Source organism: Methylomonas sp. ZR1 (genome assembly GCF_013141865.1).
Lineage (GTDB): Bacteria > Pseudomonadota > Gammaproteobacteria > Methylococcales > Methylomonadaceae > Methylomonas.
Genome location: NZ_RCST01000001.1, coordinates 962,456 through 986,318, shown reverse-complemented (window position 1 = coordinate 986,318; position 23,863 = coordinate 962,456). Strand labels below are relative to the sequence as shown.

18 protein-coding genes are annotated in these 23,863 nt (G+C 52.4%); 2 read left to right on the top strand and 16 right to left on the bottom strand.

Annotation, left to right across the window (positions count from 1 at the left end; translation table 11 throughout):
• Positions 1 to 4 precede the first annotated feature (4 nt).
• The 5 genes from pheA to DDY07_RS04360 all read right to left on the bottom strand — a co-directional run bounded on the left by pheA (position 5) and on the right by DDY07_RS04360 (position 6,149).
• Complete coding sequence (pheA, locus tag DDY07_RS04380) at positions 5 to 1,090, bottom strand: prephenate dehydratase (protein ID WP_033158082.1); 1,086 nt, start codon at positions 1,088 to 1,090, stop codon at positions 5 to 7.
• 10 nt (positions 1,091 to 1,100) lie between these two features.
• Positions 1,101 to 2,180 (bottom strand): 3-phosphoserine/phosphohydroxythreonine transaminase, encoded by a 1,080-nt coding sequence (serC, locus tag DDY07_RS04375; protein ID WP_101055519.1) that lies wholly within the window; start codon positions 2,178 to 2,180, stop codon positions 1,101 to 1,103.
• Positions 2,181 to 2,182: 2 nt separating this feature from the next.
• Positions 2,183 to 4,798 (bottom strand): DNA gyrase subunit A, encoded by a 2,616-nt coding sequence (gene gyrA / locus DDY07_RS04370; protein WP_171694940.1) that lies wholly within the window; start codon positions 4,796 to 4,798, stop codon positions 2,183 to 2,185.
• A 126-nt stretch (positions 4,799 to 4,924) separates the two neighbouring features.
• A complete protein-coding gene (locus DDY07_RS04365; RefSeq protein WP_033158085.1) occupies positions 4,925 to 5,644 on the bottom strand; it encodes a dienelactone hydrolase family protein in 720 nt (239 codons plus the stop codon).
• A gap of 22 nt (positions 5,645 to 5,666) precedes the next feature.
• Positions 5,667 to 6,149 (bottom strand): low molecular weight protein-tyrosine-phosphatase, encoded by a 483-nt coding sequence (locus DDY07_RS04360; protein ID WP_165786444.1) that lies wholly within the window; start codon positions 6,147 to 6,149, stop codon positions 5,667 to 5,669.
• A 125-nt stretch (positions 6,150 to 6,274) separates the two neighbouring features.
• Here DDY07_RS04360 and DDY07_RS04355 point away from each other — a divergent pair, with 125 nt between their 5' ends.
• Together DDY07_RS04355 and DDY07_RS04350 are read left to right on the top strand one after the other, a co-directional pair.
• The gene (locus DDY07_RS04355) at positions 6,275 to 8,026 is read left to right on the top strand and encodes a methyl-accepting chemotaxis protein (protein ID WP_033158087.1); all 1,752 of its coding nucleotides are present in this window, start codon (positions 6,275 to 6,277) and stop codon (positions 8,024 to 8,026) included.
• A 145-nt stretch (positions 8,027 to 8,171) separates the two neighbouring features.
• Entirely contained in the window at positions 8,172 to 9,002 is an 831-nt protein-coding gene (locus DDY07_RS04350; protein WP_101055516.1) for an HDOD domain-containing protein, read from the top strand.
• A gap of 115 nt (positions 9,003 to 9,117) precedes the next feature.
• Here the strand turns inward: DDY07_RS04350 and DDY07_RS04345 are convergent, their stop codons facing one another.
• From DDY07_RS04345 to DDY07_RS04295, 11 genes are all read right to left on the bottom strand, one after another.
• Positions 9,118 to 9,762: a response regulator transcription factor gene (locus tag DDY07_RS04345; RefSeq protein WP_033158089.1), complete on the bottom strand. Its 645-nt coding sequence runs from the start codon at positions 9,760 to 9,762 to the stop codon at positions 9,118 to 9,120.
• A complete protein-coding gene (locus tag DDY07_RS04340; RefSeq protein ID WP_171694939.1) occupies positions 9,759 to 11,072 on the bottom strand; it encodes a histidine kinase in 1,314 nt (437 codons plus the stop codon). The genes DDY07_RS04345 and DDY07_RS04340 overlap by 4 nt, the downstream gene beginning before the upstream one ends.
• A 184-nt stretch (positions 11,073 to 11,256) precedes the next feature.
• Positions 11,257 to 15,150 (bottom strand): phosphoribosylformylglycinamidine synthase, encoded by a 3,894-nt coding sequence (gene purL, locus DDY07_RS04335; protein WP_101055514.1) that lies wholly within the window; start codon positions 15,148 to 15,150, stop codon positions 11,257 to 11,259.
• A gap of 98 nt (positions 15,151 to 15,248) precedes the next feature.
• The gene (bamC, locus tag DDY07_RS04330; protein ID WP_101055512.1) at positions 15,249 to 15,995 is read right to left on the bottom strand and encodes an outer membrane protein assembly factor BamC; all 747 of its coding nucleotides are present in this window, start codon (positions 15,993 to 15,995) and stop codon (positions 15,249 to 15,251) included.
• Positions 15,996 to 15,997: 2 nt separating this feature from the next.
• Positions 15,998 to 16,873 carry a 4-hydroxy-tetrahydrodipicolinate synthase gene (gene dapA / locus DDY07_RS04325; RefSeq protein WP_101055510.1) on the bottom strand — a complete coding sequence of 292 codons (876 nt, stop codon included), beginning with the start codon at positions 16,871 to 16,873 and terminating at the stop codon, positions 15,998 to 16,000.
• 69 nt (positions 16,874 to 16,942) lie between these two features.
• Complete coding sequence (locus DDY07_RS04320) at positions 16,943 to 17,404, bottom strand: YaiI/YqxD family protein (protein WP_216614707.1); 462 nt, start codon at positions 17,402 to 17,404, stop codon at positions 16,943 to 16,945.
• On the bottom strand, positions 17,401 to 18,096 hold the full coding sequence (locus DDY07_RS04315) for a phosphatase PAP2 family protein (RefSeq protein WP_171694938.1): 696 nt from the start codon (positions 18,094 to 18,096) through the stop codon (positions 17,401 to 17,403). The genes DDY07_RS04320 and DDY07_RS04315 overlap by 4 nt, the downstream gene beginning before the upstream one ends.
• On the bottom strand, positions 18,077 to 19,618 hold the full coding sequence (locus tag DDY07_RS04310; protein ID WP_216614706.1) for a glycosyltransferase family 39 protein: 1,542 nt from the start codon (positions 19,616 to 19,618) through the stop codon (positions 18,077 to 18,079). Before DDY07_RS04310 ends, DDY07_RS04315 begins: the two co-directional genes overlap by 20 nt.
• Before the next feature lie 6 nt (positions 19,619 to 19,624).
• Positions 19,625 to 21,370 (bottom strand): single-stranded-DNA-specific exonuclease RecJ, encoded by a 1,746-nt coding sequence (gene recJ, locus DDY07_RS04305; RefSeq protein WP_171694937.1) that lies wholly within the window; start codon positions 21,368 to 21,370, stop codon positions 19,625 to 19,627.
• 54 nt (positions 21,371 to 21,424) lie between these two features.
• Positions 21,425 to 22,519 carry a threonine synthase gene (gene thrC, locus DDY07_RS04300; protein ID WP_171694936.1) on the bottom strand — a complete coding sequence of 365 codons (1,095 nt, stop codon included), beginning with the start codon at positions 22,517 to 22,519 and terminating at the stop codon, positions 21,425 to 21,427.
• Positions 22,520 to 22,522: 3 nt separating this feature from the next.
• Entirely contained in the window at positions 22,523 to 23,833 is a 1,311-nt protein-coding gene (locus DDY07_RS04295; protein WP_171694935.1) for a homoserine dehydrogenase, read from the bottom strand.
• Positions 23,834 to 23,863: the final 30 nt, after the last annotated feature.

The following is a 23,863-nucleotide window of genomic DNA, read 5'->3' as shown; positions in this document are numbered from 1 at the left end:
AAGATTAAATGACGGCTTTTGGATAAGAGCCGAGGATTTTCAACATTTTGACGTTGTTTTGCAGGGTTTCCAGAGCTTTGGCGACATCGGGATCGTCGCGATGACCATCGATATCGATAAAAAACACGTATTCCCACAAGCCCTGCCGCGATGGCCTGGACTCGATATGCGCCATGCTGATGCCGTATTCGGCAAACGGCCCCAAAATCTTATGCAAGGCGCCGGCTTGATTGCCGGTGGACACCAAAATGGATGTTTTATCCAGCCCGGTGGATGCCGGCTGCTGTTTGCCGATGACGATAAAGCGTGTGGTATTGTTGGATTCATCCTCGATGTGTTGCTCGATGATGTTCAACTCATACAATTCGGCCGCCATCAGACCGGCTATCGCGGCTTTATTGTGGTCCAAAGACGCCAGCCTGGCGGCTTCGGCATTACTGCTGACCGCCGTGCAGGGCACACCCGGCAAATAGCTATTCAGCCATTGCCGACACTGCGCCAAGGATTGTTGATGCGAATAGACTTCGTTAATCGCCGCCAACGTGTCCATTTTACCGAGTAGGTTTTGATGCACCCGGATTTCGACTTCGCCGCAAATTTGCAAGGACGTGGTCATAAAACGGTCCAGCGTATGCGCAATTACGCCTTCGGTGGAATTTTCCACAGGCACCACGCCGAATTGACAATGACCGGTTTCCACCGCCAAAAAAATCTCCGGTATTGTCGCCACCGGAATGCCCTTCACGGCGTGACCGAAATGTTTGAAGGTTGCTTGCTGGGTAAAGGTGCCAACCGGCCCCAAAAACGCCACTTCCAAGGGTTTTTCCAAAGCCAAACAAGCCGACATCAATTCCCGGAACAAATGCACCGAAGCATCGTCACTCAATGGACCCGGATTCAGCTCCTTGATTTTGCGCAACACCTGAGCTTCGCGATCAGCACGGTAAAAACTACCGGTTTCGCCTTCGGCCATTTTGGTTCTGGCTACTTCAATAGCGCACTCCGCCCGCCGATTGATCAACTGCAATATTTGCTGATCAATCGCGTCGATACGTTCGCGCAGCTCCGATAAAGGAATAATCGCCGTCATTTTGGATTGCTTAGTGAGTACGTTCGAACTCGGCCATGAAATCGATCAAGGCATCGACCCCGGCTTCCGGCATAGCATTGTAAATACTGGCGCGCATGCCACCGACGGAACGGTGGCCTGCGAGCGTGCTAAGGCCGTTTTTCTCGGCCAAGACCAAAAACTCTTTATCCAGCGCCGCATCCGCCAACACGAAGGGCACGTTCATTCGGGAGCGGTAGTCTTTCACCACCGGATTGCTGTAAAGGCTGGATTCATCGATAACTTGGTAAAGCTTGCCGGCTTTACGAATATTATGCTGCTCAATGGCCGCGATACCCCCTTGCTGTTTCAGCCATTGCAACACCAACCCCAACAGATACCAGTTATAGGTGGCAGGCGTATTCAACATGGAGTCGGCTTTTGCCTGTTGCTGGTAGTCGAACACAGCCGGCACGGTTTTTGGTGCCAAGCCGACTAAATCATCGCGAACGATAACCACGGTCACGCCGGAAGGCCCCATATTTTTCTGAGTACCCGCATAAATAATGCCGTAGCGACTGACATCGACCGGACGCGACAAAATGTTCGAAGACATATCGCACACTAAGGGCAAATCCCCTGCGTCGGGAACTTCGGAAAATTCCACGCCGTGAATGGTTTCGTTAGAGGTGTAGTGCAGATAAGCGGCGTCTTTATCGATATTCCAGGTATCGAGCGCTGGAATAGTAGTAAATTTTTCGGCTTCCGAGGTGGCAGCAAGCTGTACTTCGCAATATTTACCGGCTTCTTTGATAGCACTGGTAGACCAGGCTCCAGTGTTCACGTAACTGGCCTTGGTTTTGCCGTTCAGAATGTTTTGCGGGATCATTGCAAATTGCGCGCTGGCACCGCCTTGCAGAAACAGGACCTTGTAGTTGGCCGGAATGGCGAGCAATTCGATCAAATCATTTTTCATCGCTTCGGCGATGGCCATGAAATGCTTACCGCGGTGGCTCATTTCCATCACCGACATGCCGCTATCTTGCCAATTCAACATCTCTTGTTGAGCTTGCACCAGTACCGATTCCGGCAACATGGACGGACCGGCGCTAAAGTTGTAAATCCTTGCCATCGTTACTCCTCTTCTCCGCCTTGTTCGGCGCTGTCTGTTTCCACCACATCAACATCATTTTCGTCGATATCGCCGTCCACATCGTCTTCATCGCCCAGACCATCGATACAATCAACGCCAACGACTCTTTCGCCCTTATCCAGACGAATGACGGTAACACCTTGAGTATTTCTGCCGACGATGGAAATTTCCTTAACCCGTGTCCGCACCAGCGTACCGCCGTCAGTGATCAACATGATCTCGTCAGTATCGTTAACCAATACCGCGCCGACTACCGCACCATTCCTCTCGGAGGTTTGGATCGCGATTAAGCCCTGTCCGCCGCGCCTATGCTGGGTAAACTCTTCCAGCTTAGTGCGTTTGCCGTAACCGTTTTCGGTGATATTCAACACCGTGCCTTCGCTGGCGATGATTAAGGATATGACTTTTTGGCCTTCCTGCAGACGGATACCGCGTACGCCGGTAGCGGTCCTGCCCATGGAGCGCACATCGGTTTCGTTGAAGCACACGGCCTTGCCATCACTGCTGAACAACAACACGTTTTGCTGCCCGTCGGTAATCGCCACGCCCACTAAAGTGTCGTTTTCGTTTAGATCGATAGCGATTTTGCCGTTACTGCGCTGGCGTTCGAACTCGGGCAACGGGGTTTTCTTCACGGTACCCGATGATGTGGCCATGAAAATGTATTTATCCGCACTGTACTCACGGACCGGCAACATCGCATTGATCTTCTCGCCTTCTTCCAACGGCAACAGATTTACAAACGGCTTGCCGCGCGATGCCCGGCTGGCGACCGGCAGATTAAACACCCGTAACCAATAGACTTTACCCGCCGAAGAGAAGCACAGAATCGTATCGTGAGTATTAGCGATGATTAGTTTTTCGACGAAATCGTTTTCCTTCGTTGCAGTCGCCGACTTACCGCGGCCGCCGCGGCGCTGAGCTTTGTAATCGCTGAGCGGCTGCGTTTTCACGTAACCCTCGTGCGACATCGTCACCACCATATCTTCTTCGGTAATCAGGTCTTCAGCGGACAGATTTGAATAATCCTGGACGATTTCGGTGCGGCGGGTATCGCCGTATTGAGTTTTGATCTCTTCCAGCTCTTCGCGAATTACTTCCATCAAGCGCACATCGCTACCCAAAATATGCAGATATTCGTCGATCAGTTCCAGCAGCTGCTTGTATTCGTTGACGATTTTTTCTTGTTCCAAGCCGGTCAAGCGATGCAGACGCAAATCCAAAATAGCCTGCGCCTGATTTTCGGATAAGCGGTAAGAGCCGTCTACCAAGCCAAATTCGATAGACAAATCGTCCGGCCGCGAACGATCCGCATCGGCTCTATCCAGCAAGGACGCAACCAAACCGGCATTCCAGGTCTGCGCTAGCAGGCCGACTTTGGCTTCTTGCGGGCTGGGCGAGGATTTGATCAGATCAATCATCTCGTCGATATTAGCCAATGCAACCGCCAAACCTTCCAGAATATGCGCCCTCTCCCGTGCCTTGCGCAGGTTATAAATGGTTCTGCGGGTAACGATCTCGCGACGGTGATCGACAAACGCCGCCAGAATCTCTTTCAGATTCATCAAATGTGGACGGCCGTCGTACAGCGCCACCATATTGATACCAAATACGGTCTGCATTTGGGTTTGTTTGTACAGATTATTCAGCACCACGTCCGGCACTTCACCACGACGCAGTTCAATCACCATGCGCATGCCGTCCTTATCGGATTCGTCGCGCAGGCCCGATATACCGTCTAACTTACCTTCTTTAACCAGTTCGGCGATTTTTTCCAGCAAGCGGGCTTTGTTAACCTGATAGGGTAGCTCGGTGGTGATGATGGCTTGGCGACCGCTATCGCCAATGTCTTCAAAATGGCTGCGGCCACGCAGGTAAATCCGGCCACGACCGGTGGCATACGCTTCAAAAATACCGGAGGCGCCATTGATGATCCCTGCGGTCGGAAAATCCGGTCCCGGCACAATTTGCATTAATTCAGGAATCGTCAGATCGGGGTTTTCGATCAAGGCCAGGCAGGCGCTGATAATCTCACCCAGATTATGTGGAGGAATATTAGTGGCCATACCGACCGCGATGCCGGCAGAGCCATTGACTAACAGAGTAGGCACCCGAGTCGGCATCACAGTGGGTTCAGATTCCGATTCGTCGTAGTTGGCAACGAAGTCCACGGTTTCCTTATCCAGGTCCGCGAGTAATTCATGGGCGATTTTGGCCATTCGCACTTCGGTATACCGCATCGCCGCCGGCGAATCACCGTCCACCGAACCGAAGTTGCCTTGACCATCGATTAACATGTAGCGCAAGGAAAACGGCTGCGCCATCCGCACCATGGTGTCGTAAACCGCTGTATCACCATGCGGATGGTATTTACCGATCACGTCACCGACGATACGCGCCGACTTTTTATAAGGTTTGTTCCAGTCGTTTCCGAGCTCGTTCATCGCGTAAAGGACGCGACGGTGCACCGGCTTGAGGCCGTCTCTGACATCGGGGAGTGCCCTGCCGACGATGACGCTCATGGCGTAATCGAGGTAGGATTGTTTCATCTCGTCTTCGAGATTGACGGGGATAATTTCTTTAGCGAAGTCTGACATGGGTCCGTGGTTCCAGTGCAGTCGAAAGCTTATCGATCGACGGGTTAGCCTGAAGCATCAATTCCATTTAAGCATGGCTAACAGGTTTATAAAGCAGTCGATTATAGCAAACGCCACCCTCTGCCGTCAGGCAAAAATCTCGCTCAAAAAGTTTTGCATCGCCTGCCAAGACCGGCGATCAGCAACCGGCTGATAAACGGTACCAAAATCAGGATTATTAGCCACCGGGTTGGTAAAGGCGTGCATCGTATGCCCGTAGCTATGCAACTGCCAGTCCGCACCAGCCTTGGTTAATTCGTCTTGTAAGGCAAGCACTTGCTCAGCGGAGGCCATAGGGTCGTCATAGCCATGCAACACCAGTACCTTCGCCTTGATTTGAGGGTTCGGGATATTTTCAGGCGCACCGAGCAATCCATGAAACGACACTACTCCACGCATATCCACACCGGTCCGCGCCAAATCCAGCGCGCATAAACCACCAAAACAAAAGCCTATCGCCGCAATCCTGGCGTTGTCGGCCCAAGGCATCAGCTTGACTGTGGATAGTGCTGCCTGTAAGCGCTGTTGCAATTTCGCCCTATCTTGTATGAAGGGTTGCATCAATTTGGCGTTTTGTTCGGGCGTCTTACCTAGGACGCCTTTGCCGTACATATCGGTAGCGAACGCCAAGTAACCCAATTCCGCCAACTTGAAGGCCTTGTCAGCCACAAACTGGTCTCGCCCACCCCAAGCATGATGGATCAACACCACCGGTCTCTGACCGACAATCGCATCGTCGTAAGCAAAAAAACCTTCCAGCACCGTGTCGCGATCCAGGTAACTGACCGTATTCGAGATTATCGCCATGAGCTTTTTCCTACCCCGTTAATTACAGCTCGCCCGTTTGTTGCAATGCCTGCAAAAATCCCGCCGATGCCTCTTCGACCATATCCAGCACCCGCTCAAAACCATAACTACCACCGTAGTAAGGGTCTGGCACTTCGCGTTGATTCAAGTGCGGTGCATAATCGAGAAAATGGCGAATTTTATGACTCAAATCAATCGGACAGGCTTCTTTTAGTACGGCGTGATTTTCGTCGTCCATGACCAGAATGTGATCGAACGCTTCGAAATCTGCGGACACAACTTTGCGCGCCCGCAGATGTTTCAATTCAATCCCCCTGTCGCGAGCGGCTTTTTGCGCGCGCAGATCGGGCGCATCGCCAACATGGTAGGCATGGGTACCGGCTGAATCTATTTGAAAGCGCTCCGCCAGGTTTCTTGTAGACACTAAATGAGAGAAAACGCCTTCTGCGGTGGGCGATCGACAGATGTTACCCATACACACAAACAAAACCTTGATTTTCCGCATAGTTGTTAAGTTTTTAGAATAGTTGACGCTAAATTGTAAGCTATACTCGGTTGGCATGTCTTCAGGGCGGTACTGGAAAGACAGTTAATACAAGAAATTTAAAGCGTATTTTAGGGGAGTTTCGGATGTTGATGATGAACTGGCATTCTGTAGGGGTAAAGGTGGTTTCTATCACCATGTCGGTGCTAACACTTTTAGGCATAGCCATCTTGGTTGTTTACTCAAGCTTTGAGAAACAAAAGCTGATTGACCGGGAAATCAAAGCCTCGCGGCAACTACTCACTTTGTCCGAATCAATCCGCGACAATGTCGTAAAAAAATGGGAAGCCGGCATCTACACGCCTGAGCAACTCATGCAATTGGTCGAACAAAAAGGTAGCTCTAAAGCCAGAGAACTGGTGATCGCCACCGTACCGACGGCCAATGCCTGGGATGTCATCGAAGCAGAAGCCAAAGAGCACGGCTTTCGTTTTAAAGCACCGTCTCTTAACCCCCGAAACCCCCGGAACGCAGCGGATGACATCGAGCGTCAAGCGCTGGAGTTTTTCAGAAGCAACCCGTCCGCCCAAGACTTCAGCTACGTAGACGAAGAAAAACAGGAAGTCCGCTATTTACGCCCGGTCAAATTAGTCAAACAATGCGAATTGTGCCATGGCGACCCCAAGACATCGCAAAGTCTCTGGAATAACGAAAAGGGCCAAGATTTACTGGGGTATCCGATGGAAAATCGCCACGCCGGCGACTTGCATGGTGCATTTGAGATCGTCACCCCATTTAGCGTGGCGCTAGCCGAGCTGAAGAATAATACCTTCTACGCTATCGGCTTCTTATGCATAACACTGATCATCATTGGTTTTACCGGCTACTTCACGATGAGCAAAATCATCATCGGTCCGCTGACAGCATTGGCTTTGAAACTGCAGGACATCGGTAGTGGCGAAGGCGACCTGCGGGCTCGCCTGGATGCGAGCGGCAAGTCGGAATTTGCCTGGATTGCATCGAGTTTTAATACCTTCGTGCGCAAAATAGCCAAAACCATCGACCAGATCAGCTCCACCAGCGAAAAACTGGCCAGCTCTTCCCATAAGCTTGCGAATATCACCCAATCGACTCAAGCCGGTGTTGAGCGGCAATTGCACGAAACCACGTTGGTGGCTAATGCCATGAAGCAAATGACATCGACGGTGCAAGAAGTCGCAAAAAATGCCGTTAGAGCATCGGAAGCCGCCGAAATCGCCGACCGTGAAGCGTCGTCAGGCAAAAACATCGTGAAAGATGCGGTACATGGCATCAACAGCTTGGCGTCTGAAGTGGAAAACGCCGCCAATGTGATACACGAACTGGAAAACGACAGTAACAGTATTGGCGAGGTATTAGGCGTGATTCAAGGTATTGCCGAGCAAACCAATTTGCTGGCACTGAACGCCGCCATAGAAGCCGCGAGGGCTGGCGAGCAAGGTCGTGGCTTCGCGGTAGTAGCGGATGAAGTGAGAACCTTGGCCAGCCGCACCCAAAACTCCACTTTGGAAATTCAAAAAACCATCGAACGCTTGCAGGACCGCGCGAAACAGGCCGTGGCCGTGATGGAAAACGGTAGAAGCCGCGCCAACTCCAGCGTAGAGCAAGCCGCATCCGCCGGAGGTTCGATAACCACTATCAGTGAACGTATCGATACCATTAACGATATGAATAATCAGATAGCCAGCGCGGCCGAGGAGCAAACCGCTGTAGCCGAGGAAATCAATCGCAACATCAGCAATATCAGCCGGGTATCCGAAGAGACTTCGATTGGCGCGAAAAATACGGCGGATGCCTGCCACGAATTACTTGACCTGGCGAATCAGTTACGCTCCATGGTTGGAAACTTTAAGACCTAGCTAAACCGCTATCCGCTTGGCCCGGCGTAACCTGGATTCAGGCGGCGCCGGGCCCTGAACCGGTTTAAATTTATAAGGTTTGTTCGCCGAGGCTGGCTATAATTCTCTAAAAATAATTACAGTTTCGTAGCTTAAGGATGAAGACATGCCCACAAAAATGAACCAACTGTTCGATGAAATCCACAAAATTCCGCAAGTACCCGAAGTCGTCAGATCCCTCATCAATCAGCTAAACAATCCCAACGCGGATATGCTCGACATAGCCAAAAACGTGGAAAAAGAGCAGGTGATTGTTTTAAAAATCCTGCGTTTGGTCAACTCCGCGCATTTTGGTTTATCCCGTAAAATTGGCTCAATAGATGAAGCCATCACCTTGCTGGGCATGAACCAGCTGAAAACCTTGGTGATCGCATCCGGGATTGTCGGTGTGGTACCGCAATTGGATAATTTCGATGTCAAACAAAGCTGGCGGAATAGTTTTCGCACAGCAGGTTATGCAAGATGGTTCGCGGCCCAAGCGGGCCTGGCAGCCGACATCGCCTATACTGCCGGGCTAATCAGCAATCTGGGCAACCTGCTCATTCACATTGGCAGTCCCCGTGAAGCCAACGAAATTGATCAGCATGTGAAAAACGGCAACGTCAGATTGGAAATTGAAAAAAGGCGCTTGGGCTATACCAGCCCGGCAGTCTGCGCGGAGCTTTGCCGTCGCTGGAAATTTGCTGACGAATTGGTCGAAACCATCGAACAATCGGCGGAACCTTTGGCTGCGGAGACGCCTAACAAGTTAGCTTGCACAGTTTTCCTCGCCCATGCAATCAGCGATTACCAAGATCAGGGTTTGGATGAAAATCAGATTTTAGCCTCGTTACCCAATCAATTAACCGCACTTTTAGGCCTATCGGAGCAACTTCTTAAGGAAAAACTGCCGGATGTTCTAGCGGCTAAATCTGAACTCGACGGCCTTCTGGATTAAGAAACATAATTTTCAATAATCGTTCAGACGAATTTATTTGCCTGAACGATTGCCACACCAGTCTCGCTATTTAAGCCCCCGCCTCATAGAGTCCACCGCACCCTAAAACCCAGTATCAGCGCGCCGTCATCCCCAAATTGACCGCAATATGAGCAAGCTCGGTGGTAGTGTCCACCTGGAGCTTTTTCTTGATTTGCGTGGCGTAGTTCGCCACGGTTTTATGACCCAAACACAGTTGATCGGCGATCTTATGCACCGTCAACCCTTGGGCAAGCAAGCTAAATACATCGAACTCGCGTGCAGAAAAACCGGCGATTATCGCGTGATAACCGGTGTGCTGGCGTTCTTCACCGCCCCCCTTGACCAAACCGCGCTCGACATACTGTTGACCAGCCATAATTGCCGCTATCGCTTCGGCAAGAATACCGGGAGCGCTATTTTTGGTGATATAGCCCTGCGCGCCGGCTGCCAATGCCCGGCTGACATAAACTTGTTCATGATGCACACTAAAAACTAAAATTCTTGCCTCACTATCGCGCTGAATGATCCGCCGAATAGTTTCCAAACCGCCAATCCCCGGCATGGACAAATCCATCACCAACATATCGGGCTGTAATTCTTGATAAAGCTGAATAGCCTGTTCACCACGCTCGGCTTCGCCGATAACTTCGACACTATCCCCGGCAGCCAACAGCATTTTAAAACCAGCCCGCACCACCAGGTGGTCATCCACCAACACGATTTTTATCTTGTTATTCATACGAGTGGGATTCGCGCATTAACCAACATACCTGAACCAGGGCGAGACAACACCTGCAATTCGCCGTCCAGCGACTTGATACGTTCTTTTATACCCAGCAAACCAAAGCCTTGACTGGTAGTCTGCAAATCGCAGCCGCGTCCGTCATCCTGCACTTTAAGTTGCAAACATGCCTGGGGGAGATCCAGCTTATCCAAGTCAATTGTCACGCTATGGGCTTGTGCATGGCGCACCACGTTAGTCAAACACTCCTGAATCACCCGAAACACTTGAATAGTCAGATTTTTATCCAAACCATCCACTGCGTCGCTACAACGAATCGTCAGACGCAGGTCGGCATTGCGTTCCGACCAATGATTAACCATCTCTTCCAAAGTGGCCTTCAATCCTAATTCGGTCAAGACCAGAGGATGCAATTGCTGCATCATCGAACGCACCACAGTCATTAAGTGATCGCAAATTTCCGCGATTGTTGCGGTTATTTTAGCCGCGTCGGCTTTACGATGCGCTGCCGTAACCGCCATCACTTTGATAGCCGTCAGGGATTGGCCAAATTCGTCATGCAATTCCTGAGACAGGCGTTGGCGCTCTTCTTCCTGAATGGCTAGCGAATGCTGTGTCAATGCGCGATTTTCCTGGCGGGTTTTTTCCAATTCAACCGTCATATGATTGATTGCCTTGGCAATATCATCGAATTCCTGCGTGGAAAATGGCGGCAATTGTTGCCGATATTGGCCGGTTTCGATCAGGCGCAAGGCGTCCACGATGACCGCAATCGATTGCAAAGACTTATTAAATACCAGATTGACCGCCAGAAAAGTCAACATAGTCAACAAGGAAATCGACGCAAAAAACGCCACGCTTTCCTGCCAGACTTCAGTGATTTCATCGAGCGGCTGAGCCTGAATAATCAGCGTCAATAACTTGCCGTCCTGCATGTTCAGCTGATGCTCGACTTTGGGATAGTCGCCCTTCACCAAGCGGATAAACCAACTAGGCGGCATTTCTTCGGGATTGGTCGGTTGATTTTCGCCGGCGAAATGGATTAACTGTCCGTCCGGCTTTTGCAATTGAATGCTCAAATGCCGCGTTTGCCGCAAGGCGCTGAAGCGGGATAAATCGTCGCTTTGTTGAAATACCGGGGTATCGGTGATGCCCAAGGTGATCAGCTGCAAGGCCAGATGAATCGAGGCATCCACCTCCTTCTCGACCGCTTGGCGGGCTTGCCAGACCGCAATCGCCCCGCCCAATACCAAAATACAAACCGAAGACAGCAGGATGCGACAGATAATCTGGTAGCGAAGGCTCATAACGTGGAGTGCGTTGAAAACCCTCTATTATCCCGTCTAGCTTCCCACACAGCTATAGGAAAAATTCTTATTTATTTCCTGGCGATGAGAACTGCAAATTGGAGCCCCTGAATCATGGAGAGGCTCGGGATATGGGTTACTCAAGCTCGATCCTATTTAACCAAACGAAAGCCTCGGCGCTGACTCAGCCTACCCAAACCCGAGCATTTCTGAACATTCGCAACCACGCCCCATCTTCCAACCAATCGGCAGGATGCCAGGAGTTCTGTATCGCCCTGAAACAACGTTCCGGATGCGGCATCATGATGGTAAAACGGCCGTCGACGGTGGTTAAACCGGTAATGCCCAGCGGTGATCCGTTCGGGTTGGCCGGAAAGGCTTCGGTTTCATTGCCGTAGTTATCGACATAACTGATCGCAACCTCGGCTTCGGCAGGGTTTTCGGAATCGAACTCGGCGCGCCCTTCCCCATGAGCGACCACGACCGGCAATATAGAACCCGCCATGCCTTGGAAGAAAATCGACGGCGAAGCCTGCACCTTGACCATCGCTACCCGCGCCTCGAATTGTTCCGACAGATTGCGTTTGAACTGCGGCCAGTGTTCCGCACCTGGAATAATATCCTTCAGGCCGGACATCATCTGACACCCGTTACAAACCCCCAAACCAAACGTATCGGGGCGGGCAAAAAACGCGGCAAATTCGTCGCGTGCTTTCGGGTTGAACAAGATGGATTTGGCCCAACCGCCGCCCGCACCAAGCACGTCACCGTAAGAAAAACCGCCGCAAGCCACCAGACCGGTAAAATCGGCCAGCGACACCCGGCCGCTGATGATGTCGGTCATGTGTACATCGATGGCCGCGAAACCGGCTCTATCGAAGGCTGCCGCCATTTCCACGTGGCCGTTGACGCCTTGTTCGCGCAAAATCGCGACTTTAGGTCGATGCGCATCCGCGAATCTTGCAACGATGTTGTCGTTGATGTCGTAAGTCAACTGAGCGGACAAACCTGGATCGTTGTCATCGGCGATTCGCTCGAATTGTTGCCGTGCGCAATCGGGATTGTCGCGCAAGGCTTGCATCCTGAAGCTGACTTCCGACCAGGTTTGTTGCAGTTCAGCGCGTTCCGCGCTGTAAATTTCCTTGCCGTTACGGACGATTCGTAACTTTTGATCTGAACTTAATTTACCGACGATATGGGTAAATTCGTCCAGCCCGGCCTGATCCAACAGTCGCGCGACATGATCCAATTCAGCCGTTTTTACTTGCAGTACCGCGCCCAATTCCTCGTTGAACAAGGTCGCCAGCACGTCGTCGCCCAGTTCGGAAATATCTAGTTCAACGCCTTTACGGCTGGCAAACAGCATTTCGGTTACCGTAGCCAGCAAACCACCGTCGGCCCGATCATGGTAAGCCAGAATCAGCCCTTGGTCGTTCAAGGCTTGAATGGTATCGAAGAAACGCTTGAACAAACTCGCGTCGTCCAGATCCGGAGCCTGGTTGCCGAGCTGATTGTAAACTTGGGCTAGCACCGAACCGCCGAGACGGTTCTTGCCCCGGCCAAGCTCAATCAACAGCAACACGCTATCGGCATTTTTCAACTCAGGAGTGAGTGTAGAACGAACGTCCTGCACCGGCGCGAAGGCAGTGATAATCAGCGACAGCGGCGAGGTCATGGTCTTCTCATGCCAGACGCTTTTCATCGACAGCGAATCCTTACCTACCGGAATCGCAATGCCCAATTGCGGGCACAATTCCATACCGACTGCCTTGACCGTATCGAACAGCGCGGCGTCTTCACCGGGACTGCCGCAGGCGGCCATCCAGTTGGCGGACAGTTTGACATCATTGAGCTTGCCGATACGAGCCGCTGCCAAGTTGGTCAACGCCTCACCTATCGCCATGCGTCCGGAAGCAGGACCGTCGATCAAAGCCAAGGGCGTGCGCTCACCCATTGCCATTGCTTCGCCGGTGTGGGCATAAAAGCCGGAAGCCGTGACCGCAACATCAGCCACCGGCACTTGCCAGGGGCCGACCATCTGGTCGCGAGCGACCAAACCCGTCACTGAGCGGTCGCCGATGTGAATCAAGAAGCTCTTGTCCGCCACGGCCGGAAATGCTAAGACCCGTTTCACGGCTTCGGCCAATTCGACTTGATCCAGTTGCAGGCCGGGTAAATTCTTGTTTAAACGCTGGACATTTCTATGCATTTTCGGCGGCTTGCCGAACAATACCGACATAGGCAGATCAACGGGTTTACCACCCAGCCATTCGTCGCTCAGCGTCAGATGTTCCTCGTCGGTGGCATGACCGATCACCGCGTACAAACAATGCTCGCGTTTGCAGAAAGATTCGAACAATGCCAGCGATTCCGGTTTGATCGCGACGACATAACGTTCCTGAGCTTCGTTGCACCAGATCTGCATCGGCGACATGCCCTTGTCGGCGTTCTGCACCTTGCGCAATTCGAAACGGCCGCCACGATCGCAGTCGTGAATAATTTCCGGTACTGCGTTGGATAAGCCACCGGCGCCGATGTCGTGAATAGAGATGATGGGTGTGTTTTCGCCTAGCGAATTACAGTGATTAATCACTTCCTGGCAACGCCGTTCCATTTCCGGATTCTCGCGTTGCACCGAAGCAAAATCAAGTTCCGCAGCACTTTCGCCGGAAGTTTGCGATGATGCCGCGCCACCGCCTAGACCGATCAGCATCGCTGGGCCGCCCAGGATAATGATCAGCGAACCTGCCGGAATAGGATGTTTATCCACCAGCATCGGCCGGATGTTGCCCATGCCGCCGGCGATCATGATCGGTTTATGGTAACCGCGATATTGATTGGCTTCGCCGGTTTCCGATGGTTGTTCGAAGCTGCGGAAATAGCCGGCGATGTTGGGCCGGCCGAATTCGTTATTAAACGCTGCGCCGCCGATTGGCCCTTCCAGCATGATGTCCAACGCGGAAACGATGCGCTCGGGTTTGCCGTAATCCGCTTCCCAAGGCTGCGGGAAACCAGGAATTTTCAGATGCGAGACGCTGAAACCGGTCAGACCGGCCTTGGTCGCCGACCCCCGGCCAGTGGCGCCTTCGTCGCGAATCTCCCCGCCGGAACCGGTTGCCGCGCCGGGATGCGGTGAGATCGCAGTCGGATGGTTGTGGGTTTCCACCTTCATCAGCAGGTGCGCGTGTTCTTCGACATAGCCATAGGCATAGTTATTCGCCGCATCGCGGATAAATACCTGGGCTGTCGGGCCTTCCAGCACCGACGAGTTGTCGCTGTAGGCTGACAGCACGCCTTGCGGATTCAGCGTGTGGGTGTTGCGGATCATCGCGAACAAGGACTTGGCTTGCTCTTCGCCATCAATGGTCCAACTGGCGTTGAAGATTTTATGCCGGCAATGCTCCGAGTTGGCCTGGGCGAACATCATCAGTTCCACGTCGGTCGGATTACGACCCAAACTGATGAAGCTCTCGGTCAAATAATCGATCTCGTCAGCCGACAAAGCCATGCCTAATTCAGCGTTGGCCTTAACCAAAGCGTCCCTGCCCTGCTCTACGATAGCTACGGTTTGTAAAGGCTGGGGATCGTGCTCGGCAAACAAATCAAGGCCAGCCTGATCGTAAACCACTTGCTGAATCATTCTATCGTGCAGTAAAGACGCCAGTTGGTGTTTAACAGCATCGCTCAAAGGCTCGGAAGAGGTAAAGCGGTATTCGATACCGCGCTCAATGCGTTTTACCGCAGCCAGGCCGCAACGCTCGGCTATTTCCGAGGCCTTGCTAGACCAAGGGGAAATAGTGCCCAAACGCGGCACCACCCACAAGGAGACAAATTGGGGTTCAGGTGATTCACCACCCTCTTCCACCGCCGCATTTTCGCTGTTTTCCTCGCTTTGACCGTAATCGAGCAAGCGTTCCAGCATCGCCGATTGCTCGGCGGATAGCTGACCATCGATTTGCACAAAATGCTGAAACCGGGCACTAACGGCATTAATGCTGCCGGCCACTGCCTGCAGTTCGGTCAGCAGTTTTTCAATACGAAAACGGGAAAGAGCGGAGGTTCCGGATAGGGTCAACATGGGCTGTGTTTGAGTGGTTTTTATAGCTAAAAGAGTAAATACAGAACATTCCGCAGATAAAACACGGCAAGCCCCAAATCGCAAACAAGGCGGCGATTTTATGGCGACGGCGTATCGTCGGCTGCTTTGTCCGACTTGTCAGCGGTACCGCTGGGTATATCCTGATTAATGCCTTCGGTGATCAATCTGAGCAAAGAGGTCGCAGCGACATTTGACAGGGTCTTACCATCACTATCTTGCACCGTCACTTCGGTAAGCAGTTCATCAAGTTGATGCAGGCTTACCCGATATTCCTGTTCCTGGCTGGGATCGTCGCCGAATAAAAAAGTGATTTCGTCCAGAATGGAACCGTCTTCCGGCTTAATCGCGTCAGGATCGTATTTGACGAAGAAATAGCCTTTGTCCATATTCCGCTCGACCACTTCCAATTTTTGGCGGCTCAAGGCTTTGCCGACTATCCACCACGCTTGAGTGGCAGATTGATCGATTTGTAAACTGCTGACGCCACTGCTGCCGGCCGCTTGCACACTTTTCCCGGAACCGGCTGCCGCGACAGTCTCTTTAGCTTCGGTTTTTTCCGGCTTACTAGGCGCCGGCTCTGCGGCTGCCGCGGATCGGACAGGCTCCTGCCGCACCGGCTCTGGTGCAGGTTCCGGCGCATTGCTTACCGGACGGGTCGCCAAGGTCTTGGTTTTTAGATCGTCCGGGACAACTAATTCGGGGATTTCGGTAGTAAATTGATAATCTCTTTCCTTATCCGGAAACCAGCTCTTGATGGTGCTGCACGAGGCATTCAACAGCAACGCCGAAACCAGCGTCAGACGACCGTATAGGCGAGTTTTCATGGTTATAAAACGCCGGCTTGATGCATCGCCGCGCGCACGGTAGCAAAACAGTCTTCAGTCAGCCAAGTCAAAGGCAAACGGATGCCTTGGCCCATCAAACCCATTTCCGCCACCGCCCATTTGACCGGAATGGGATTGGATTGTATGAAGAGACTGCTGTGCAAACCGGTCAACTTGGCGTCTATCGCCTCGGCAGTCGCGCGATCACCCACCATTGCCGCCGCCAACATTTCGTGGACCAGTTTCGGTGCCACGTTGCCGGTCACGGTGATGCTGCCGTTGCCGCCCAATAAACAAAATTCGCAGCTGGTGGCGTCGTCGCCGGTGTACAGCGCAAAATCGTCACCGGTTAAATCCCGGATTTCTTTAACTCTTTCCAGCTTACCGGTGGCTTCTTTCACACCCACGATGTTATCGATTTTCGCCAGTCTACCCACGGTTTCCGGCAACAAGTCGCAAGCGGTACGCCCCGGCACGTTGTACAGAATTTGCGGAATATCGACCGCTTCGGCGATGGCTTTGTAATGCAGGTACAAGCCTTCCTGGGTCGGTTTGTTGTAATAAGGCGTGACCAGCAAACAAGCGTCCGCACCGGCTTGCTTGGCTTTTTGAGTCAGGTGTATCGCTTCGCGGGTGCAATTGGCACCGGTGCCGGCGATAACCGGTATCCGTCCGGCCACGCAATCGACGATAAATTTAATGACTGCGCAATGCTCGTCTTCGTCGAGAGTTGCCGATTCGCCAGTGGTACCAACCGCTACCAATGCGTCAGTCCCTTGCTCTATATGAAATTCGACCAGCCGTTTCAGACTGGTTTCATCCACCGCACCGTCTTCCGTCATCGGGGTTACCAGCGCAACGATACTACCTTGAATCATGCAAATCTCTCGTGTTTAGGTATATAAAACCGGGGCATTATATCAAGCTAACCCTGAAAACTCAGCCTGTTATATTTGCCGGGCGGCCAGAAATCTATCCAGCGCGTTGGCGAAATTTTGGACATCTTTGGCCGTCATGGCCGCCGCACCACCGGATGCCAAACCGTTATCGCGCAAGCCTTCCATGAAATCGCGCATGGCCAGTTTTTCACCGATATTCTCCACCGTATACGCTTCGCCGCGCGGATGAATCACAAACCCCTGCTTGGCTAGGATTTTTGCAGCCAACGGAATATCGCCGGTAATCGCCAGATCGCCGGCCCACAGATGCTCGACGATATAATCATCAGCGACATCGAAACCGCCGCTGACGCGAATGGATTGGATATAACGAGATGGCGGCACGGCGATGCTTTGATTGGCAATCAGCAGCAATTCCAACTGCCTTTTTTGGGCGACGCGGAACAAAACCGTTTTAATCAAATTAGGACAGGCATCCGCATCCACCCAAATCTTGATTGCCCCCGTCATTGCGCGGTCTTCACGTCCGGCTTTATCCGAACATACCAACCGTAGTACAAGGCATAAGCCACCAAAAATACCAGGTAGCCGGACCATAAAATATCCGACGCAAAATGTCCGCCGGAAGTCATCCGGGTAAAGCCCAGAGTCCACGCCAACACTATGGTCAACAGAAAATAGATGGCTTTATGGTTTTGCGACAGAAAATACAATACAAAAAATGTATAGCCTACCGAGCAATGGCCGCAGACGAAGGATTTATCCGGGGTATGGCCAAATTTAGCCGGTGGTACATACTGATGCTCGCCACCGAACTGGCTGACATGCACCGGCCGGGGTCTTCCCCAATGATCTTTGACGATCAGATTAACCACCAAGCCCGGACCTAAAGCAATGACCAGCAGTATGTACAAGGCCTTACGGCGAAAGCGTTGCGTATGAGTATTGAAATGACTGAGGACATAAACCGCTAAAGCTATTAGACCGGCCCACAAGGTGAACGGAAAAGCATAGTCATACAGCAATTTCCAGGGCCACCAATGCTGGGTCGGCCAGACATCGCCGGGATTTTCCGGATGATAAAACAAGGCCGCCAGGCGCAAATCCAGGTCTGTCAGCCCAAACAATAGTGTGGTCAGTGCCGCCAATAGCAACACGAGCATGAGTTCGTTGCGCGCGCGTCTAATTTTCCGATGGGGCATAGCTTTCCTTATCCAATGTTAGCCGGACGGTTTCCGGCCAAAACTTCAGGTTTTCACCTAAATACAGGTAATACGGGGAACTCGGCTTGGCAGGATTGGGGATTTGCGCCAAGAAGCGAAAATTTTGAAACGCCGCTTTCAATTCTGCGGGTAGGTTTTCCTCCGAAGTTTCACCCAGCACAAAGCCGTTTTTGCCGACAAACGCCTGCGGACCAGGCCAAACTTCGTACTGCGACGTCACCACACCACTGGGTTCGTAACGATAAACCTGGGGATGATCGGGTAAATAAAACGCCAACTCGCTCGCCAGATAACGATGGCCCAAGGCTACCACAAAGGTATTATCCAGATTGGGCAGACTGATCATGCGCTCGAAATGCACGTTAATCGCCAACTCCTGCCAGCTGTTGAAACGCTTGGTGGGATCGAACGCCGTGTTTTGTAATTTAAACACTTGCAAGACAATGGGCAGCGAATAGGTCAACAGCACCATCGCTAAACCCAGGGCGACACCGTATTTCAAGGCTTTCTTCCAGGCGCCGGCCAGCCAGTTGCCGGTCAACAAAATCAAGCCGGTAAAATAAAACGGCATAGGCCAATTGCCTTGGGCTTTTTGCAGCAAACTGAGCAGCAAAACGCCGAGTAACAAGGCTGGCCCCATCAATAACAAAAACCGTTTCTCCGCAGCCAGGCGTTTAAAATTAAGCGCCGCTTGCGCGCTGCTAATCAGCACCAGTACAAACAGCACCGGCGAGACCAGTAACAGCTGGTAAAGCAGAAAATCTCGGGCCCATTGTAAATGCTTAAGTACGCTGACCGGTTCATGGTTACCGAAATGACCTCTACTATGCCCGAACATCACCCAATCGTGTTGCTGGTTCCACCATAAAATCGGCACTGCCGCGATCACGATAGGACTTAAATAAACCAGAAACTCTTTTTTCAACTGCCCTCGGCGCTGCTTATCCAAGGCTAAAAAGATCAGCAACATTAACGGCAAAATCAATGCTGATTGCTTGCTGAGTAAGGCGGCGGCGCTGGCCAAACCGGCCCATAACCAGGCACGCGCTTGATTGTCGAACAATGCCCGTCTCAAGTAATACACGGTCATTATCCAGAAACAATACAGCGGCGCATCGATGGTCATCAGGAAGTTGGCCAACACATTGATCGGCGTCGCCAACACCAGCAACAGTGCCAAGGCACCACCGCGCGCACCGTAAAATGCCTTGGCCGTGGCGTGAAAATACCCCAGAAATACCGTACCCAACAACAGCGCCGGCAAACGCACGGTAAACGTATGATCGCCCAATAACCAGGTAAACGCACCGATCAGCCAAGCTATCATCGGCGGCTTGCTGTAATAGCACCAGTCCGGTCGCCGCGACCAATCCCAGTAGTAGCTTTCATCGCCGATCAAATCAAAGCCATTGATCAGCAAAAATCCGCCACGCAACAACATGAGCGCCAGCAGCAAAGCCAGCGTATGTGAATCTATCCAGCGTAACAGTCTCTCAGACATAGGCTTTTATTCCCATTTCTCCAGATAATGTAACAACAGTTGCAGACTGCGTTGCCCGCGAAATTCATTGATATCCAGTTTATAGGCTGCGTTGATTTTCCGGCAACCCAGCCATTTTTCCGGGTGATCGGCAAAAAACGCGATTGCATCCAGCAGTTGGCCGCTAAACGGCAAGCGCAACACAAACTTTAAATGCTGCTGCCCGACGATGCGGCATTGGATCACATCGAATACGCCATTGAATACCGGTTCCGGGAAGGTTTGCCCCCACACCGCCGCCTGCTGCAGCACTTCCGCGAAAGCCAAAGTCATATGTTGCTCATCCAATTCACCGTCGGAATAGACTTTTTGTTCCAGATCCACCAACTCCAGTTTCGCCGCCACTGTCTCGGCAAAAGCCAGGGCAAAATGTGGATAGTCATGCAATTTAATCGTCAACCCTGCTGCCATCGCGTGGCCGCCAAATTTGCTTAATATCTGCGGATGCCTGGCAGCGATTTCACTGAGCACATCGCGGATATGCACACCATTGATGGAACGGGCAGACCCCTTAATGTCGCCATTGTCGGCTGGAGCAAATGCGATCACCGGCCTGTGCAAGCGGTCTTTGATCCGCGATGCCAGGATGCCGATCACCCCTTGATGCCAATTGCCGTCATATAAACACACACCAGCCGGCACATGTTTTTCATCAAGAGCCTTCATTTCCGCCAGCAATACCATCGCCTCGGTCTTCATCTGCCCTTCGACTTCTTTTCGGTCTTGGTTCAAGGCATGCAATTGTTCGGCAATGTCATGTGCCAAGCCGGCATCGTCAGTCAACAAGCACTGAATGCCTAAGGACATATCGTCCATCCGCCCGGCCGCGTTCAAACGCGGCGCAATCGAAAAGCCCAGGTCGCTGGCATGAATCCCGGCCAACTGCTTGCCGGCCACTTCGGCCAACGCTTTGATGCCCGACTGACATTGCCCGGAACGGATGCGCAATAAGCCTTGATGCACCAAGATCCGGTTAACTTGATCCAAAGCCACCACGTCGGCGACGGTGCCCAAGGCCACATAATCCAGCAAACGCGCCAGATTCGGTTCAGGGATTCCGGCCTTTTCAAACCAATGCAATTCGCGCAAGCGAATCCGCAAGGCCATCAGGATATAAAACATCACCCCTACGCCGGCGATGTTTCGGCTTGGAAACTTATCGTCAGGCAAATTGGGATTGACGATGGCATCGGCGTCCGGCAGTTCCAGTCCTGGTAAATGGTGATCCGTAATTAACACCTTGATACCAGCAGCCTTGGCGGCTTTGACACCGTCAATACTGGATATGCCATTGTCCACAGTAAGAATAATGTCTGGACTCTGCCGCTTCACCAACTCCACAATTTCCGGCGTCAAGCCGTAACCGTATTCAAAACGGTTGGGCACCACAAAATCCACGGCTTTCGCCCCGAGCAGCGCGAAGCCTTTTAAAGCTAGGGCGCAGCTGGTGGCGCCGTCGGCATCAAAATCGGCGACCACGGTAATTTTTTGCTGCTGTTTGATCGCCGACACCAAATGCTCGACCATCTCCTTCATACCGGTCAGCAGCCACGGCGAAGGCAAACTCGCCAGACTCCGATCCAGTTCATCGGCACTCTGCACACCGCGGCTGCTAAAAATCCGTTGCAGCACTGGGTCCATCTCACCAAAGTGCGGATTTTTAATCTGCACCGGCCTGGGCAGGATGACTTTTTTAACGCTTTGTAAATACATATCAGGCAATAAAAAAGCCGGCAATTGCCGGCTTGTCGATGCTCCTCGTTAGAATCACATCGAATCCAGAATGGCTTTTTTTACCGCATCCAGCGTCGCGTCTATCGTGATCGGTTGATCGTCCTTGCATTGCGCAATGGCGGTATCGGGATCTTTAATGCCGTTACCGGTTAAGGTACAGACTATCTTGCTACCTTCCGGAATATTGCCATTCGCAATGTCGTGCAAGGCGCCCGCCAGTGAGGTGGCGGAAGCAGGCTCACAGAAGATACCTTCATAGGCGGAGAGCATTTTTTGCGCGGCCAGAATTTGCGGATCGGTGAACGATGCGAACCAACCACCGGATTGCTTCTGCGCGGTCCAGGCTCCATCCCAGGATTGCGGATTACCGATGCGAATGGCTGTAGCGACCGTTTCTGGATTTTCCACTGGGTGCCCCGCCAAAAATGGCGCGGCGCCGGCCGCTTGATAGCCACACATCACCGGACGTTTTTTGGTCACGGCTTTATGGGTGGCAGTATCGGTTGAATATTCTTTATAGCCCTTCCAGTACGCGGTGATATTGCCGGCGTTACCGACAGGCAAGCAGTGGAAATCGGGCGCATCGCCCAGGGCATCAACGATCTCGAAAGCAGCGGTCTTTTGACCTTCCAGACGGAAAGGGTTGATAGAGTTCACGATGGTTACCGGCGCGTGATCCGTGATTTCCTTAACGATAGACATGCCGGCGTCGAAATTACCTTTAATCTGAATGATCTTGGCTCCGTACATCATGGTTTGCGCCAATTTGCCCAACGCAATCTTGCCTTCGGGAATCAATACGAAGGCACGAATGCCGGCCCGCACCGCATACGCTGCGGCGGCAGCCGAGGTGTTGCCGGTGGACGCACAAATAATGGCTTGACTGCCCTCTTCCACCGCTTTGGTCACGGCCATGGTCATACCGCGATCTTTAAACGAACCGGTCGGATTTAGGCCTTCGAATTTCACATAAATATCCACATCCTTGCCAATCAAGCGCGGAATATTTTGTAACTGGATCAGCGGGGTGTTGCCTTCGCAAAGGCTGATCAGCCGGGTATCGGCGGAGACCGGCAAGCGGTCGCGGTAACGTTCGATGATGCCTGTGTAGCGAGTTGGGATGGCCATTATTTATCCTAAAGTTTCCAAGCGAATCCGCGCCACTTTACCGCTGACTGTCGCCAGCGCTTCGATGGCCGCAATCGCGGCGTTCATTTCTTTTTCTAAGGTCAGTTGCGTCAGCATGATGATCGGCACGGAAGTCTCGCCTTGCGGCGGTTCCTTTTGAATCAAAGCTTCAATGCTGATGTTGTGCGCAGCCAAAATCCGGGTCACATCGGCTAACACGCCGGGCTTGTCTTCGGCAGTCAGGCGCAAGTAATAGGCGGTCTTGATGTGCTCGGCAGGCAATACCGGTATATCGGCAATGGCATCGGCCTGGAACGCCAGATGCGGCACCCGGTTCTCCGGATCGCTGGTCATCGCTCGGACTACATCGACCAAATCCGCTACCACGGCTGACGCCGTAGGCTCGGCGCCCGCGCCGGCACCGTAGTATAAGGTGGGGCCGACCGCGTCGCCGCAGACCAACACCGCATTCATCACGCCGTCGACATTGGCGATCAAGCGGCGTTTGGGAATCAGAGTTGGATGCACGCGCAACTCGATGCCGTCCTCGGTCTTGCGGGCGATACCCAGATTCTTGATTCGGTAACCCAGTGCTTCAGCATATTCGACGTCGAGGCGGGTAATCTTGGTGATACCTTCGGTGAAGACTTTCTCGAACTGCAATGGGATGCCGAAAGCGATTGAGGCCAAGATAGTCAATTTATGCCCGGCATCGATACCTTCCACGTCAAAGGTGGGATCGGCTTCTGCGTAACCCAAGGCCTGGGCTTCGGCCAAGACGTCGGCAAAATCGCGACCCTTGTCGCGCATTTCGGTGAGGATGAAATTACCGGTGCCGTTGATGATACCGGCCAACCATTTGATGCGGTTACCGGCCAGGCCTTCGCGGATGGCCTTGATGATGGGTATGCCGCCGGCCACCGCCGCTTCGAACAACACCATCACGCCTTTTTTGCTGGCTTCGGCGAAGATCTCATTGCCGTGCAAGGCAATCAGGGCTTTATTGGCGGTAACCACGTGTTTGCCATTGGCAATTGCGGTTAACACCAATTGTTTCGCCAGATCGTAGCCGCCGATCAATTCGACAACCACATCAATGTCCGGGTCGTTAACGATTTCGAACGGATCGGCCGTTAAGATAATGCCATCGGTAGCGCAAATCCGCGTCCGGTTCAGGTCGCGCGCAGATGCGCGGGTGACCAAGATTTCACGGCCGGCCCGGCGAGCGATTTCCCCGGCATTCCTTTTCAGTACGTTGACGGTACCGCCACCAACGGTACCCAATCCCAAAACCCCAACTGTTACCGGCTTCAAACCTGACTCCTAGCGTTATACCCAAAAATG